The 14,563-nt window shown below is 70.4% G+C and carries 15 protein-coding genes; 8 read left to right on the top strand and 7 right to left on the bottom strand.

The annotated features are described in order from the left end of the window. Positions 1 to 138 precede the first annotated feature (138 nt). A complete protein-coding gene (locus tag IEZ07_RS29105; RefSeq protein WP_191897704.1) occupies positions 139 to 639 on the top strand; it encodes a MarR family transcriptional regulator in 501 nt (166 codons plus the stop codon). Positions 640 to 684: 45 nt separating this feature from the next. Here the strand turns inward: IEZ07_RS29105 and IEZ07_RS29100 are convergent, their stop codons facing one another. Beyond that, positions 685 to 1,155: an STAS domain-containing protein gene (locus IEZ07_RS29100; protein ID WP_191897703.1), complete on the bottom strand. Its 471-nt coding sequence runs from the start codon at positions 1,153 to 1,155 to the stop codon at positions 685 to 687. A gap of 706 nt (positions 1,156 to 1,861) precedes the next feature. On the opposite strand from IEZ07_RS29100, the gene IEZ07_RS29095 reads away from it, so the two are divergent. From IEZ07_RS29095 to IEZ07_RS29080, 4 genes are all read left to right on the top strand, one after another. Beyond that, positions 1,862 to 3,166 carry an NAD(P)/FAD-dependent oxidoreductase gene (locus IEZ07_RS29095; protein ID WP_191897702.1) on the top strand — a complete coding sequence of 435 codons (1,305 nt, stop codon included), beginning with the start codon at positions 1,862 to 1,864 and terminating at the stop codon, positions 3,164 to 3,166. A gap of 14 nt (positions 3,167 to 3,180) precedes the next feature. Then, on the top strand, positions 3,181 to 4,230 hold the full coding sequence (locus IEZ07_RS29090) for a glucose 1-dehydrogenase (protein ID WP_191897701.1): 1,050 nt from the start codon (positions 3,181 to 3,183) through the stop codon (positions 4,228 to 4,230). Between the two features lie 114 nt (positions 4,231 to 4,344). Beyond that, the gene (locus tag IEZ07_RS29085; protein ID WP_191897700.1) at positions 4,345 to 5,088 is read left to right on the top strand and encodes a matrixin family metalloprotease; all 744 of its coding nucleotides are present in this window, start codon (positions 4,345 to 4,347) and stop codon (positions 5,086 to 5,088) included. Between the two features lie 381 nt (positions 5,089 to 5,469). After that, a complete protein-coding gene (locus IEZ07_RS29080) occupies positions 5,470 to 6,645 on the top strand; it encodes an AI-2E family transporter (RefSeq protein ID WP_204054788.1) in 1,176 nt (391 codons plus the stop codon). A 156-nt stretch (positions 6,646 to 6,801) separates the two neighbouring features. Here IEZ07_RS29080 and IEZ07_RS29075 read toward each other — a convergent pair whose 3' ends face one another. Beyond that, positions 6,802 to 7,491 carry a phosphatase PAP2 family protein gene (locus IEZ07_RS29075; RefSeq protein WP_191897698.1) on the bottom strand — a complete coding sequence of 230 codons (690 nt, stop codon included), beginning with the start codon at positions 7,489 to 7,491 and terminating at the stop codon, positions 6,802 to 6,804. Between the two features lie 260 nt (positions 7,492 to 7,751). Here IEZ07_RS29075 and IEZ07_RS29070 point away from each other — a divergent pair, with 260 nt between their 5' ends. After that, positions 7,752 to 8,717 carry a YihY/virulence factor BrkB family protein gene (locus tag IEZ07_RS29070; protein ID WP_191897697.1) on the top strand — a complete coding sequence of 322 codons (966 nt, stop codon included), beginning with the start codon at positions 7,752 to 7,754 and terminating at the stop codon, positions 8,715 to 8,717. Positions 8,718 to 8,802: 85 nt separating this feature from the next. Here the strand turns inward: IEZ07_RS29070 and IEZ07_RS29065 are convergent, their stop codons facing one another. The 3 genes from IEZ07_RS29065 to IEZ07_RS29055 all read right to left on the bottom strand — a co-directional run bounded on the left by IEZ07_RS29065 (position 8,803) and on the right by IEZ07_RS29055 (position 11,703). Next, positions 8,803 to 10,272 (bottom strand): phosphatase PAP2 family protein, encoded by a 1,470-nt coding sequence (locus tag IEZ07_RS29065; protein WP_191897696.1) that lies wholly within the window; start codon positions 10,270 to 10,272, stop codon positions 8,803 to 8,805. 146 nt (positions 10,273 to 10,418) lie between these two features. Further along, positions 10,419 to 10,715, bottom strand: a complete 297-nt coding sequence (locus IEZ07_RS29060; protein WP_191897695.1) for a BON domain-containing protein — start codon at positions 10,713 to 10,715, stop codon at positions 10,419 to 10,421. Between the two features lie 157 nt (positions 10,716 to 10,872). Continuing rightward, complete coding sequence (locus IEZ07_RS29055) at positions 10,873 to 11,703, bottom strand: alpha/beta fold hydrolase (RefSeq protein WP_191897694.1); 831 nt, start codon at positions 11,701 to 11,703, stop codon at positions 10,873 to 10,875. 122 nt (positions 11,704 to 11,825) lie between these two features. On the opposite strand from IEZ07_RS29055, the gene IEZ07_RS29050 reads away from it, so the two are divergent. Together IEZ07_RS29050 and IEZ07_RS29045 are read left to right on the top strand one after the other, a co-directional pair. Continuing rightward, entirely contained in the window at positions 11,826 to 12,443 is a 618-nt protein-coding gene (locus IEZ07_RS29050) for a DUF2238 domain-containing protein (protein WP_191897693.1), read from the top strand. Positions 12,444 to 12,860: 417 nt separating this feature from the next. Then, entirely contained in the window at positions 12,861 to 13,559 is a 699-nt protein-coding gene (locus IEZ07_RS29045) for a hypothetical protein (protein ID WP_191897692.1), read from the top strand. A 115-nt stretch (positions 13,560 to 13,674) separates the two neighbouring features. Here IEZ07_RS29045 and IEZ07_RS29040 read toward each other — a convergent pair whose 3' ends face one another. Both IEZ07_RS29040 and IEZ07_RS29035 read right to left on the bottom strand, forming a co-directional pair. After that, on the bottom strand, positions 13,675 to 13,941 hold the full coding sequence (locus IEZ07_RS29040) for a DUF2795 domain-containing protein (RefSeq protein ID WP_191897691.1): 267 nt from the start codon (positions 13,939 to 13,941) through the stop codon (positions 13,675 to 13,677). Between the two features lie 422 nt (positions 13,942 to 14,363). Further along, on the bottom strand, positions 14,364 to 14,563 hold a 200-nt coding region (locus IEZ07_RS29035), incomplete at its 5' end, for an ATP-binding protein (RefSeq protein WP_301549359.1).

Below are 14,563 nucleotides of genomic sequence, written 5' to 3'. Positions count from 1 at the left end.
AGGCAGGACGGAGGGCGGGGGAGGGCTGGACCCCGCTACGGCTTCGCCCGCCGTAGCGGGGTCCAGCCCTCCCCGGCCCGTCATGTTTGCATGATGCAATGAGGCGGGCATGGGACGAGCCGTGTAAAAACAATGCCTATGGCAGAGCGGCAGGCGGATCAGACGAACGGCGAGGATCTCTTCGCGGTCACCTCGGCCGTCCTCACCGGGTCGCGGCTGCTGGTCGCCATCGCCGCCCGCTCCCTGGCCGCGGTGGAGGACAAGGTCACGCTGCCGCAGTTCCGCATGCTCGTCGTCCTGGCCACCCACGGGCAGACCAAACTCGTCACGCTGGCCGAGCGGCTGAGCGTCAACCCCTCCACGGCGATGCGCATGGCCGACCGCCTGGCCGGTACACAACTGATCGTCCGCGAGATCAACCCGCACAACCGGCGCGAGACCCTGATCCGCCTCACCCCGCAGGGGCGGCGCATCGTCGACGAGGTCACCGCGCGCCGCAGCGAGGAGATCGCCGCCATCGTCTCGCGGATGTCCCCCGAGCAGTGCCGCGCGCTGATCTCGGCCATGGCCGCCTTCACCCGGGCAGGGGGCGAGCCGCCCGCAGGTGACGTCCACCCCCTGGGCTGGCCCGACGCATAGCCCGCCGGGATATCAAGGCCGCCTGCACCCCCGGGCGGTCCGAGGTCATCTGCCGAGGTACAGATCGGTGATGGCCTCGCCCACCGTGGCCCGCATCTCGAACGCGCCCTCCAGCCCACGTCTGGCCAGGCGGGTCCGCAGGATGTCTCCCGCACCGCAGACGATCATGCGGCCGCCCGAGGTGCGGGCGTGGCGTTCGGCGCCCAGCAGCACGGCCAGGCCGAAGGAGTCCGCCGATTCCAGGCCGGCGACCTCGATGATCAACCACGGCGGATGACGGGCGACCAGCGCACGGGTGAACTTCTCCTGGAGAAGGGCGACGCCGGACCGCTCAAGGCGACCTTCGAGGACCAGGATCGCGTAAGGGCCGTCCAGCAGGAGTTTTACGGTGAAGTCGCGCCCCGGTGATGCGGGTACCTGCTGATCCGCGGTGCGCCGCTCGCCATCCCGGAACGGGGCGCCCCCCTGGGAAACGGTTTCGTGCGGGGGATGAGGGCCGTCGGCGGAACCGGTCATCGGGCGCCCTTCCTGGTCCATGGACTACGTCACCATGCCGACCAGACTTCCCGGCGCTCCGGATTCACCGTACCACGGTATTTTCCTGCGCAACATTTGGCCTATGCGGGTGTTCGTCGAGGCTCGCTCGATGCGGACACGAAGCCGGTATCGCGTTCTCGTGTCGCGCCGCGGCGCCGATGATCGTCATCCCGGCCTGGAATGATCGTTCCAAGGCGGGGCGCGCCGCATGCCGGGCGATCCGATTCGGGTGCGGCGCTGTAGCGGATGGAGTGCCCGTCCTGACAGCGTTGCACGGGTGCGACCGGCGCCGCCGGGGTGAGGCCGCCGAACGCGGTCACCTCAGCCTGAGCCGGGCGGATGAGCGCTGTTTCGGGCCGTTCGACCCGGTCGGTACGTAACGTATCGGCTCGAGATGAGCACGTCGTGCCAGCCGCTTTCGTCGGCTGGACCGTGACAGAAATGCGACTCCACAGGACTCGGGGCCAGACTCCGCCTCCACAAGACCGGGGGCACACCAAGGCTTCCACGAAACCCGGACCGGGTCGCTCGCCGTCGCTCTCGGCTGCGTGTCCGTCAAGAGCTGACCATGGGAGGGAAAGCGCCGTGACCGCGTCCGGTCGCCGTTTCCCCCGGCCGGATGCGGGTATCGAGGCGTGGCGGACAAACTGGCGCAAAAGGGATCACTGTAACCGAGGTGGTGCTGATGGCTCGCCCGCGTATCGTCATCGTCGGCGCAGGGTTCGCCGGTTACCACGCCGCGCGGGCGCTGCAACGCCTTGCCCGTACGGCGGCGGACATCGTCATGGTGAACCCGACCGACTACTTCCTGTACCTGCCGCTGCTGCCCGAGGTGGCCGGTGGGGTGCTGGACCCGCGCCGGGTGACCGTCCCGCTGGCCGACGCGCTGCCCGGGGTACGGCTGGTACTGGGTGAGGCCGACGGGGTCGACGTGCAGAACCGGACCGTGTCCTACACCGGACCGGAAGGCGAGCGTGGCCGGCTTGGCTACCACCGTCTCGTGCTGGCCTCGGGAAGTGTGAACAAGCTGCTGCCCATTCCCGGGGTGGCCGACCACGCGCACGGCTTCCGCGGGATCCCTGAGGCGCTGTATCTGCGTGATCACTTGATCCGTCAGATCGAGCTGGCCGATGCCGCCGACGATCCGGATGAAAGAGCCGCGCGGTGCACCTTCGTGGTGGTCGGCGCCGGCTACACCGGAACGGAGGCGGCCGCCCAGGTCCAGTTGCTGACGCAGGATGTCGTCCGGTGCCATCCGCGTCTGCGCGGCACCTCGCCGCGCTGGCTGCTGCTCGACACCGCCGACCAGGTCCTGTCGGGTATGGACATGCGGATGTCGGCGATGGCCGAGCGGGTGCTGCGGGAGCGCGGAGTCGAGGTATGCCTCGGCACGTCGGTGGCCGAGGCGACCGGCGCCGGCGTGCGGTTGACCGATGGCCGTTTCGTGGCCTCCCGGACGCTGGTGTGGTGTGTCGGAGTACGGCCGGACCCGCTGGCCGCCGGCACCGGCCTGCCCGTGGCAGAGGGCCGCCTGCAGGTCGACGAGTATCTGGCGGTGCCCGGGCATCCGGAGATCCTGGCCTGCGGTGACGCCGCGGCGGTGCCTGATCCGAGCCATCCCGGTGAGCTGACACCGATGACGGCACAGCACGCCGTTCGGCAGGGAAAACTCACCGCGCGCAACATCGCGGCCTCCTACGGCGTGGGCCGTCGCAGACCCTACCGCCATCGTGACCTGGGCTTCGTCGTGGATCTCGGGGGATGGCAGGCTGTCGCCAACCCGCTGGGCGTGCCGTTGGCCGGGCCGCCGGCCCGGATGCTCGCCCGCGGCTACCACCTGGCCGCGCTGCAGGCCAACCGAGGCCGTACGGCCGTGGACTGGTTGTTCTCCGCCGCCAGGTCGCGGCCCGCCGTGCAACTCGGCCTGGTGCCCGGCTCCGCGGTGCCCCTGCAAACCGATGCTCCGGAACTCGTTCGTCTTCACCGCTGAAACGAGGACGACTGATGCGTGCGCTGACCGTCACACCGCTCCGGGCCGGCACGGCCGAGGTGCGAGAGCTGCCCGACCCGGTGCCGGACGAAGGGGAACTCCTCGTCGAAGGCCTGGCCCTGGGCATCTGCGGCACCGACCGGGAGATCGCCTCCGGGGCGTACGGCTGGGCGCCGCCGGGGCGCGACCATCTGGTACTCGGTCATGAGTCGCTGGGCCGGGTCCGCTCCGCCCCGGACGGCAGCGGGTTCTCCGCCGGTGACCTCGTGGTCGGCGTGGTGCGCCGACCTGACCCGGTGCCCTGCGGCGCGTGCGCGCGCGGTGAATTCGACATGTGCCGCAACGGCCGCTACACCGAGCGCGGCATCAAGCAGCTCGACGGCTACGGCAGCCGGCTGTGGACGGTCGAGCCCAGTTACGCCGTCCTGCTGGATCCCCGGCTGGAGCACGTCGGCGTGCTGATGGAACCGGCCACGGTGGTGGCCAAGGCATGGGAGCAGGTCGACAGAGTCGGTGCTCGCGCCTGGTTCGAGCCCCGGCGGGTCCTGGTGACCGGGGCGGGACCGATCGGGTTGCTGGCCGCGCTGCTCGGTGTCCAGCGCGGCCTGGAGGTCCATGTCCTAGACCTGGCCACCGGCGGTCCGAAACCCCGGGCGGTCCGCGAGCTGGGAGCCGAATATCACTCGGCCGGTGCCGGGGAGGTCACCGAGCGCGTCGAACCCGACATCATCATCGAGGCCACCGGCGCCTCCAGGGTGGTGTTCGAGGTGATGGCCGGTACCGCTCCCTACGGCATCGTCTGCCTGACGGGGGTCTCTCCGGTGGGGCGCCGGATATCGGTGGACGTCGGCGCGGCCAACCGCGAGATCGTGCTGGAGAACGACGTGGTCGTCGGTTCGGTCAACGCCAACCTGCGCCACTACGCCACCGCCGCCGACGCCCTGGCCGAAGCCGACCCGGACTGGCTGTCGCGGCTGATCACGCGCCGGGTGCCGCTGGAGCGTTTCACCGAGGCGCTGACCGCCGACCCCGACGACATCAAAGTCGTCCTCACCCTGGACTGAGGAACCCCACGAGCCCGGCGTCTGCGCTCCGGGCTCGTGGGACGCGGCGGGGCGCGGAGCGTCGCAGGCGACGCGGGCAGGACGAGGAGGAGCGGCACCGGAAGGAGGAACCGAGTGAAGATCGTGATCGTCGCCGTGCTGGCGGTCGGCGTGCTCTGCGGGTGCGCGGTCACCACGCAGACGCCCGGCACTCCTCCGCACGTGAAGGGACCCGGTGAAAGCCGGACCTCGGAGGACACCGCGAAGAACGGCTACAGCTTCCTGCACACCCGGGACAACGGCGAGCCCGTGCGGTGGAGCACCTGCGAACCCATCGGCTACGTGGTGCGACAGAAAGGGCGGCCGGAGGGGGCCGGGCGGCTGCTGGAGGAGAGCGTCAGCCGCATCTCCGAGGCGACGGGACTCGAGTTCTCCCACGAAGGGGCGACCGATGAGGCGCCCAGCGACGGCAGGAAGCTCTACCAGCCGGACCGGTACGGCGACCGGTGGGCGCCGGTGCTGATCGCGTACTCCCACCCGGGCGAGTACGCGCGCCTGAACGGGCAGGCGGCCGGATACGGAGGGCCTGCCTACGTCCGGGTCGGGAACGGCACCCCGAGGTATGTGAGCGGGATGGTGGTCCTCGACACCGAGCAGATGACGTCGATGGGCGGCGATGACGCCATCCGGGCCGTCATGATGCATGAGCTGGCGCACCTGGTGGGCTTGGGCCACGTGGACGACTCAGGCCAGCTCATGCACCCGATCCAGTACGGGCGGAAGGTCACCACCCTTCAGGAGGGAGACCTTGCGGGCCTCGAAGTCGTCGGTGCCGGTCGGTGCTACGAGCCGGTGGAGCCCCGAGGCGTCAGGCAGTAGGACGATGGGCAGGCCGGGCCCCACCGAAAAGGCGGGAGCCCGGGCTTTCCCGGCGCGGTGACCTGTGCTCACCGCCACTGCGATGATCTGGGTGACGGCTCATGCAGCACCGGCTGGGCCGCGCTTCGCCGGTCGGCGGGAGCATCCCCGCCTCCGCTGCACGGCTCGCGGACTTCGGCGGTCCCCCCCCGTTCAGCGGTGCCGTGGCGGCCTTGCCGGACTGCGGCAGCCCTCGACGGAGGCCCTCCGCCCGGCGAAGACGATACGCCGCCGCACATGGTCGACGATCCGGTAGCCCGGCTGGCCGCCGAGCCTTTTCGGTTCCCCGATGCCGGGTATCAGGCTGATCCCGTGAAACGTCCCGGCCCTGAACGGAGCACAGTGAACCGAGATGACCGGTCGGCAGACCGCAGCGGGTGGCGCGCGCTGCCGGGGCCGCTGCGGACGGCGGTCGTAGTGAGCGGCTGCCTGGTCATCGTGGTCGCGGCGATCGCGATCCTGGGACGGATGCTCGTCCAGTTGGCGCCGCTGACGCTGGCCATCGTGGCCGCGCTCTTCCTCGCCGCCCTGCTCAGCCCGGTGACCGCCCTGGCGCGCCGACTGAGGGCGCCGCGGTGGCTGAGCGCGCTCGCGGGCATCCTGTTCCTGATCATCGCGGTGGCCGGTCCGCTGACCCTGGTGGCCGAACGCGCCGTCGCGCAGTTCGGCGACCTGGAAGGGCGGCTCATCGCGGGGTTGCAGCGCCTGCGCGAGAGCCTGACCGCGGGACCGCTCAGCGGCAAACAGCTGGATGCGATCGTCGGTGATCTGACGGAGCGCCTGCAGAGCGCCGCCCCCGACCCCGTGGCCGGAGCGATGGGCGCACTGCAGGCGCTGGCGGCCGTGGTCACGGCACTGGTGCTGCTGTTCTTCCTGCTGCGCGACGGAGACGGCATGTGGAGCTGGCTGCTGCACCGGTTCCCGGCCCGCAGCCGGCCCCGGGCGGACGCCGCCGGCCGGGGCGGCTGGCAGACCCTGGTCGCCTACGTGCGGGGCACCGCGATGATCGCCGTGATCGATGGCGTGGGCATCGGCCTGGCCCTGGTGATCCTGGGGGTGCCGCTGGCCTTCCCCCTGGCCTTCCTGACCTTCCTGCTCGCGTTCATCCCGATTTTCGGCGCGGTCACGGCCGGGGCGGTGGCGGTGCTGGTGGCGCTGGTCAGCAACGGGGTGAGTGACGCACTGCTGGTCCTGGCGGCGGTGATCCTCGTCCAGCAGGTCGAAGGCAACCTGCTGGAGCCGTTCATCATCGGCAGGGCCGTGCGCCTGCACCCGGCCGTGGTACTGACGGCCGTCACCGCCGGCACGCTGGTGGCCGGGATCGCGGGAGCGGTCGTGGCGGTGCCGCTCACCGCGGTCGTCTACCGCATCACGGAGTGCGCCCGCACCTACCCGGGTGACGACCCTGCGCAAGGCCGGAACACCGGTGATCCCCGGTCCGGGGCATCGGGGGAGGCAAGGGCGGCGGCGGCCGATACGAAACCGACCGCGTCGGGATCCTCACCGGACCCGGGATGACGCGCCGGATGCGGCGGTTTCCGGGTCCGCCTCCAGCCGGACGGAACCGCCTCCGGAGTCCATTCCCTCGCCCCGTCACCGTGCCCGGTGGCGAGGCGTTCAGCGCCTGTAACCGCAGGAAAGACTCCTCGGCACGACGGGATGCCGGCGCACTGGTCACCGGCGGATCGACCACCGGTGGGGCGGTCCCGTGTCGTCGGGGTCGGACAGGAGAACCCGGCCGACCACCGCAAGACAGATCAAACCGAGGACGAATCCCCAGGCCACGTCCGTGAGATAGTGCATGCCCCGATAGAGCCGAGCCCAGGCCACCCCGATCGCCAGAGCGGATCCGGCCAGCCACCACACGACGGCCAGGGCTGCCCGTCGCCGCGTGTGCAGGGCGAGTACGAGAGCTATGCCGCAGTAGCAGGCGACGGCCGCGCTGGTGTGACCCGAGGGATAGCTGGAGGTCGGAGGGGCGGGGTCGAGATGGGGGACCGCGGGACGCAGGCGCTGGACGAAGACGGTGGCCAGCAGGAAGACGGCGGACTGGGCCGCCACGACCACAACGATGAACACCGATTCGCGCCATCGCCCGAACGCGGTGCGGAAAGCCAGAGCGGCCACTGCGGTGACAGAGATGATCACTGGTGTGTCCGCCGTGGTGGACACCACGTCGCTGACCGTGTTCCAGGTGGTGGTGCGTTCCCGGGCCAGTGCGCGGTTCAGTGCGCCCTCGGCCCACAGACCGGTGAGCACTTCGGTGATGAGCTGCCCCAGCGCGATCGTCACGACGGCCAGCACACCCAACGGGATGGCGATGTTCCGTACGCGCCGGAGGAAACCGGTGGCATCAGTGGTCACGCGTTCCGCTCCTCATTGAGACTTCCGGGCGGTCGGACGGCGGCGTTCTCCGGAGGCGCCGCCGAAGACAGTGATCGTCCGCAGGGCCGGATCTCGTTGTGCCCGGTGATGCAGCGGCTACTCCTCGGTGCTGCCGCCGAGGGACCACGGAGACGGGTGGCGCGTTGCCTCATGCCGTCCGAGTCGTGGTCGGCGCGATCGCCTGCGGGATCGGGGGTAATGGCCTGGAAACCGCCGACACGGCCGTGGAGAGGGAGACGATGAGCAGCAGCGGGCCGGTACCGGAGACGACCTTGCTGCGAGGCGGGCGCCGAACGGCCGCTCAGCCCTGGTCGGCCCTGCGTCGTTACGGGCTCTGGCCGCTCCTGCGCGACAGCTACGTGCGGTTCCGCTACAGCGACGGCTTCAGCCACGCTCGCTCGCTGGCGTTGCTGCTGTGCCTGGCGGCGGTCCCGTTCCTGATCGCGCTGACCGGACTGGCCGAGGGCCTGGGCGTGGAGGAGGGCGGAACGGTGGTGGCCGAGACCATTCTCGCTCTGACGCCCGGCAGCAGCGATGCGCTCGTGAGGCGGGTGCTGACGGGCGGGGAGGAGGACGACCTCGGCGAGCTGGCGCTCCTGGTCGGCCTGGTCACCGGGATCGCGGCGCTGACGATGGCGATGGGCCAGGTCGAGCGGGGCGCGAACCGTATATACGGGATCCGGCGTGATCGTCGGGCTTCCGTCAAGTACGGCCGGGCGTTCGTCCTGACCTGGGTAGCCGGGATTCCGGCGATCGGCGGGTTCCTGGTGGTGGTGGCCGCGGTCCCCTTCGGCACGGCGCTCGAACGCGCGTACGCATGGGGTGGCCTGGCCCGCGCGGTGCTGAGCGTGCTGCGCTGGCCGGTCGGATTGGTGCTGACCGTGGTCGCGCTCCTGGTGTTGTTCGCGGCGGCGCCCCGCCGACGTCAGCCGTCACTGTGGTGGCTGGCACCCGGTGTCGGCCTGGCCACCGCACTGTGGCTGGCCACCAGCGGCCTGCTCGGCTGGTACGTCACCGCCAGCGAGGTCTTCGGTGACATCTACGGCCCCCTGACCGGAGTCGTCGCCCTGATGATGTGGGGAAACCTCACGGCGGTGGCGCTGCTGTTCGGTATCGGCTGCGCCGCCCAACTCGAAGCCTGGCAGGCCGGGTCGCCGCGGCCCTGCGAACCGGACCGATGGACCGAGGAGAACGGGTCCGCGTGATCGCGCGTCCTGATCCGCCGTCCGGCGGAGTCCCGCGGGTGGCAGATCACCATGAGGCCACCGATGGCCGCCGGCGGATCGCCCCTCAGGGAGCGTCACCATCGGCGGGCCGCCCGGCCGGTGACGGATCTCGAGGGGCATCGCCGGGCCGGGGACGCAGCACCCACCAGGTGACGGCGACCCACGGCAGGGCCAGCAGCACGCTGGCGAGCACGTCGGTGGGGTAGTGGACGCCGCGGTACATCCGCGACAGCGCGCACCACAGCGGAATCAGTACGGCTGCCGCGACCGCCGCCCAGCGCCACCAGCGGCCCGTGGCGTGCCAGACCAGGACGGCGATCGCCGTGTACAGGGTGAGCGCGGCGGCGACGTGCCCGGAGGGGAAACCGGAGGTCGGGGGCAGTTCCGGCCCCAGATGCGGCACCGGCGGACGGGACCGGCCCACAGCGGCCGCCGCAGCCAGGAACAGGGTCAACTCCCCGCCCATGGCCACCAGCAGGAACAGCACCGGCCGCCAGCGGCGCAGCACGGCCAGAGCCAGTGCGCAGGCGGCGAGGGTGCCGGCCAGGATCCACTGCGTGTTGCCGATCCAACTGCCCACCCGCGCGAGACCGGCCAGCGCGGGGTCACGGTGGTCGGCGAACCACCGGATGACCGCCTGGTCGGCCGCGGCCAGGGCGCTGCCGTCCAGGACGCCGGTGACCAGCACCCCCGCACCGAACAGCGCGCCCAGGATGAGCACCCAGGCCACCGATAGTTCCGCCGTACCACGCCAGGGGTGGGGCAGCGGCTCGCGGCGTGCGGCCGGGACCGGCTCCAGCGCGGGCGCCTCCTCTGGAGCCAGACCCTCGCTCAACGCGGGCGTGCGCAGGCCGATCTCCCGGCGCCAGCGGCGGAACGCGACCGCGGTGATACCGAGCCAGACGAGCCCGAGCAGCCAGCCGCCGATCACGTCGCTGAGATGGTGCACGCCCAGAGCGATGCGGGTGAAGCCGACCACCACCACCAGGGCGACCACCACGGTGACCACCATCGGCCGCAGCCGGCGCGGGACGGCGGGTGCGAAGACCAGCAGCAGCACACCGTAGGAGACCAGGGACCCCATGGAGTGCCCACTGGGAAAGCTCATGCCCGCAGCGGTGGCGACGGGCTCCTCGACGACGGGCCGTAACCTGCCGACCAGCAGCTTCACGACACGATCCAGGATCAAGGCGCCGAGGGCGGTGACGACCACATAGGCGGCCAGCCGTACCCGCCGCCGGATGAGCAGGAACGCGGTGGCCAGGACCAGCACGCGGGCCAAGACGGCGAGGCCGCCGAAGTCGGTCAGCGCTTGGAGGGTCTCCAGCAGCAGCGCGTTACCGGACACCACCGTGTTGAGGGCGTCGGTCACGGCGCGATCGACGGCGTGCAAAGGCTCCCACGCGGTGCGTACCAGACCCACCAGCAGAGCGAATCCGGTTCCCGCCACGATCACGGCGGCCAGTCCCAGTACGGAACGGAGCGCGAAACGCTCGAGCCGGTCCGGCTCCAGGCGGTGCGACTGGTGCAGCATCCTTGCTCCTGTCGTTCGTCGGCGCGCGGACGCGGAGCGCACCCGGCGGTGCGGTGGCTGCGGCCGCCGTCTCCGGCGAGGAAACGAGAGGAAATCGGGTTCCTGTGGGAGGGCCGGACCGGCCCTCCCACAGGAACCCGTTGCGCTTACGCGTCCTGGCGGATCTGGAGCTGGTTGCTGACATCCACGACGCCTTCGGTGTCCCAGGCGTCGTCGCCGGCCGCACGCTTGGCGACCCAGGAGGGCACCTCACCGCCCAGGATCACCACGTGCTGTTTGACGTCGACCTTGATGTCGGAGTCCTTGGTGTGCGGGTTGCCCCGCAGTTGGTCGACGATCCGGGATTTGATCTCACCGTCGGTCGGTTCGATCGTCACCGGCTGGCCCCACCAGCCGTAGTAGTAGCGCTCCGCCGGGTAGGCCCACGGGGTGAGCGGAAACATGATCGCTCCTTGTCGTCGGGTCTTCTCCGTTCGGCCTTTACCCGACAGGGCTCGGCCGTATCTTCGGATGCGCGGTCGATGGCCCTCCGCGGGGTCTCCTGCCACTGCCGGGGATGCGGGGCCGGTGAACGCCGGTGATCCGCCGGCGGCTTCGGCTTCAGGCGGTGTCGACCAGGCTCGTGATCAGTTCGGGGATTTCGTACGGCAGAGTGTGCACGGCGTCCGTCTCGATGAGCACGCCTTGTGGGCAGGCCGACGCCAGTTCCTGGGCCCAGCCCCGGGAGGCGAGGTGGTCGCGCAGTCCGCGGACGACGAGGACGGGTGCCGTGACGCGGGTCAGGCGCTGCCGTAGCGGGTAGCGGCGGGCCATGCGCAGGTGCGCGGCCGCCTGCCGCAGCCCGGTGCGGCGCAATGCCTGCAGCCCGATCGGCCACAGGGCCGGCGGTTCACGGACCGCTGTGCTCATCCATCGCAGCGCGATACCGGGCAGGCCGGGGCGGGCGGGAGGGCCCGCCATGATCAGACAGCGCACCGCTTCGGGGTGACGTATGGCCAGTTCGACGGCGATGAGGCAACCGAAGGAGTTGGCGATCACAGCCGCCGGCTCGCCGACTTCCTTGAGCAGTCCACGAGCTATGACGGCGAGTTGATCGATCCCCAAAGGCACATCCGGATGGGGACTGTCACCGCAGCCGGGCATGTCCGGAACGACCACCAGCCGGGATGCGGCGAGCCGCCGCGCGCTCGGCATCAGGTAACGGCCGGACAACACCAGCCCGTGCAGCAGCAGAGTCGGCGGCCGGCCGCTGCCGGCCGGACCGCCGAACCGGACGGACACGCGGTGCTCGCCGTCCTGCGCCGGGACATCGACCACCTGTCGGCCGAAGGCCTCGGCAGGAACCGGGGCGGGGCCGACGAACGCGGGAATGCCCGCGCGGGCCGATCGGGTGGTGTCGGCCTGCGACCCTGTCTCCTCAGGGACGGTCATCTGTCTCCTGCTCTGCGGGCGGGTACGGGGTACGCCGCTGGCAGTACCCCGGTGCGGCACCGTCTACCGCGGGTGCGCCGGCGCAGGGTGTGCTCGGCTATGTCGGGGGTAGACCTGCCGTCATGACGAACACGGCGGCCCGTCCGGTCTCCCGCCTCTGGGGGATCGCCGCCGACCTCGCCCGGGTGGCGACCGGCGTCGCCGCCCTGGCCGCGGCGATCTCGCAGCAGATCGAGGGAACGGTCCGGTTCGCACTGCTTTTCGCATTGCTGCTGGTCCCTCGAGCGGCGCGGATCGCCGCACCTTTCGACGCGGCCTTCGGCTGGACGCTGCTCCTGGCCACGGTCGCCACCCCCGCCGGCTGGTACACATCACTGAGCTGGATCGACTGGGTCATCCACTGCGTGACGACCGGGGCGGTGGCGGCGATGGCGATCCTGGTCCTGATCGTAACGGGGATCATGCGCGACCCGTCGGGCCTGCGGTCGCTGCGGCGCAGGATGGCGCTGGTGCTGGCCACGGTCGCGGCCGGACTGGCCGTAGGCGTCGTCTGGGAGTTCTACGAGTGGATCGCGACTTCGGTGTTCGGCGTGCCCATGGTGGTGGGATACGACGACACGGTGGCCGATCTCGCCATGGACGGCTTGGGCTCGCTGCTGGCCGGGATCGCCTTGACCGTATGGAAGACACGGGGTCACGCCGCTGAGCACGACCCCGCGGCCCGGCCCAGGAGCCGGTGACCGGATTCACGGAAACCTCAGACGGTCAGCCCTCCCGGACGGGCGTCCCGGCTCGCCGAATCCGCTATGTCGCCCGATCACCCAGCCCGCAAGAGCAACAGCCATCCGGAGAGCAACCTCCGACGGCGTGGGCGAGCCGCCATGCGCTGAGCCGGAGCCGTGAAGCCCGGCAGCACCCTACGGCACAAAGTGATCACAGCATCACCCCTCCCTCACATCCAGACCGCTACCTCGGCACCGCTTCTCCACGATCGGCAAGCAACCGGCGATGGGCGAGAACCGACGGCTACCGCCCGGGAGACGCCGCCTCCCGGGCCGGTGCTCCTCAGGCCGATCCCTGCGGGAAACCGTCCCCACATGCCTTAACGACACCTTCCAGCGGCCGATGGTTCTCAGGAGACACGATGGAGGTTCATGATGTCCCTGAAGAAGATCAAGAACCGGCGACGACCAATTCGACAGCAGGCCCCGCAACAGCACCGCCGCAGGTTGACCGCCGTGATCGGCTCGGCCACCGCCGGACTGATCCTGGCCGGCGGGCTGGGTTACGGCCTGTCGGCTGAGCCGTCGGCCAAAGCCGCCTCCTTCGACGGCGGGCTGAACTACAGTCAGCCGGCCGAAGCCGCTTCGTCGGACGGTGGACTGCCGCCCTGGACGACCCCGGCCGACCCGCTGCCGGGCATCAAAGCTGCGGGTCTGACCACGGGACCCATGGGCACAGCTGAGCACTACCATGCCCACCTCGACATCTTCATCGACGGCAAGCCGGTTCCCATGGCGGCCGATATCGGCATCGAGCCCGTTTCAGGAACCATGACGGCCCTGCACACCCATGACAGCCGCGGCGTGATCCACATTGAGTCGCACACCAAAGGTGACACCTACACTCTGGGCCAGCTCTTCACCCAGTGGGGCGTCACGCTGACCGCAGACCGGATCGGCGCGCTGACGGCTGGAGGCGGCAAAACGCTGACCGCCTACATCGACGGCAAGCGGGCCGACGGCGATCCGGCCGCGATCGTGCTCAAACCACATATGCAGGTGGCCCTGGTGTACGGCACCCCTGATCTGTCGTTCACCCCTCCCGCCGCTTACACGTTCCAGCCGGGCGAATGACACCGAGCAGAAAAAACGCCCGCTCGGGGCAGCCGCCCACGACTGGCCTGCAGGCCGTCAAAGGGCGGCGGCAACGCTCAGGCCGAAGACGGCCGACCGCTCCGGTCGGGCGCCGTCATCCACTGTCCCGCGTCGTCCGCTGGTCACCGGCGGACCGCTGCCCGGGAGAGGGGTCCCCATTTCTCTCGGGAGGGTGCGGGATCGAGTTCAGGACCTCGTCGATGTCGGCGTAGATGGCGATCGGCAGATCGAACAGGACGCCGACCACGGCCTCATCGGCACCGGCAGCGGTCGCCTGATCGACCACCGCCCGGTTGTCGGCGGGATAGTGCAGCCCCGCCAGCGCGCGACGGACGCGTTCGGGATCCGTCCCCGAAGTCATGTCCTCTCCCTCCTCCCGCCCTCCCCGGCCACCGCCACTGGGGCGTAGACGCCGAGGCGAGGGGGTGAATGCGTATTTTTCGTGCGCTTCCGATAGCTACCCGATTGGTGGGGTGAGACGCCCATCGGCGGATCCCCATCACATCGCCACTGATCGTCAATGCGGCAGGTGGACATGGATCGCTGGAGTTCGGCGCATGCACATTCAGAAGGTCGGCAACCGCGCGAAGTTGCCCCCGCTCGGCATTCCAGCGCTGATGGATTCAGGCCGGGCCGCAGCTACCGGGACGCGAGAGGCTGTCCTCCAGGTCGATCTCCGTCGATGCCTGGATCACACTACTCATCAGGGGTGTTCCCCTTGATCAGGAGTTACGCCGAAAACCGTACAGTCCCCGTCCCGGCTGCCTGCCGAGCACCGAGCCGTCACGCGGTAGGCAGGGTGAAGAAGAAGGTGGTGCCTCCTTCGGGCCGGGCTTCGGCCCAGATGCGCCCGGAGTGCCGGGTGATGATGCGCTGCACCAGGCTCAGGCCCATGCCGACGCTCTGGTAGGTGCCGGTGGGGTGCAGCCGCTGGAAGGGGGTGAACAGCTCCTTCAGCTGGCCGGGATCGAGTGTGACGCCGT

It is taken from the genome of Planomonospora parontospora (assembly GCA_014647935.1).
Taxonomy (GTDB): domain Bacteria; phylum Actinomycetota; class Actinomycetes; order Streptosporangiales; family Streptosporangiaceae; genus Planomonospora; species Planomonospora parontospora.
Note: the sequence above shows the minus strand (reverse complement) of the source record. Positions and strands in the feature narration are given on the sequence as shown.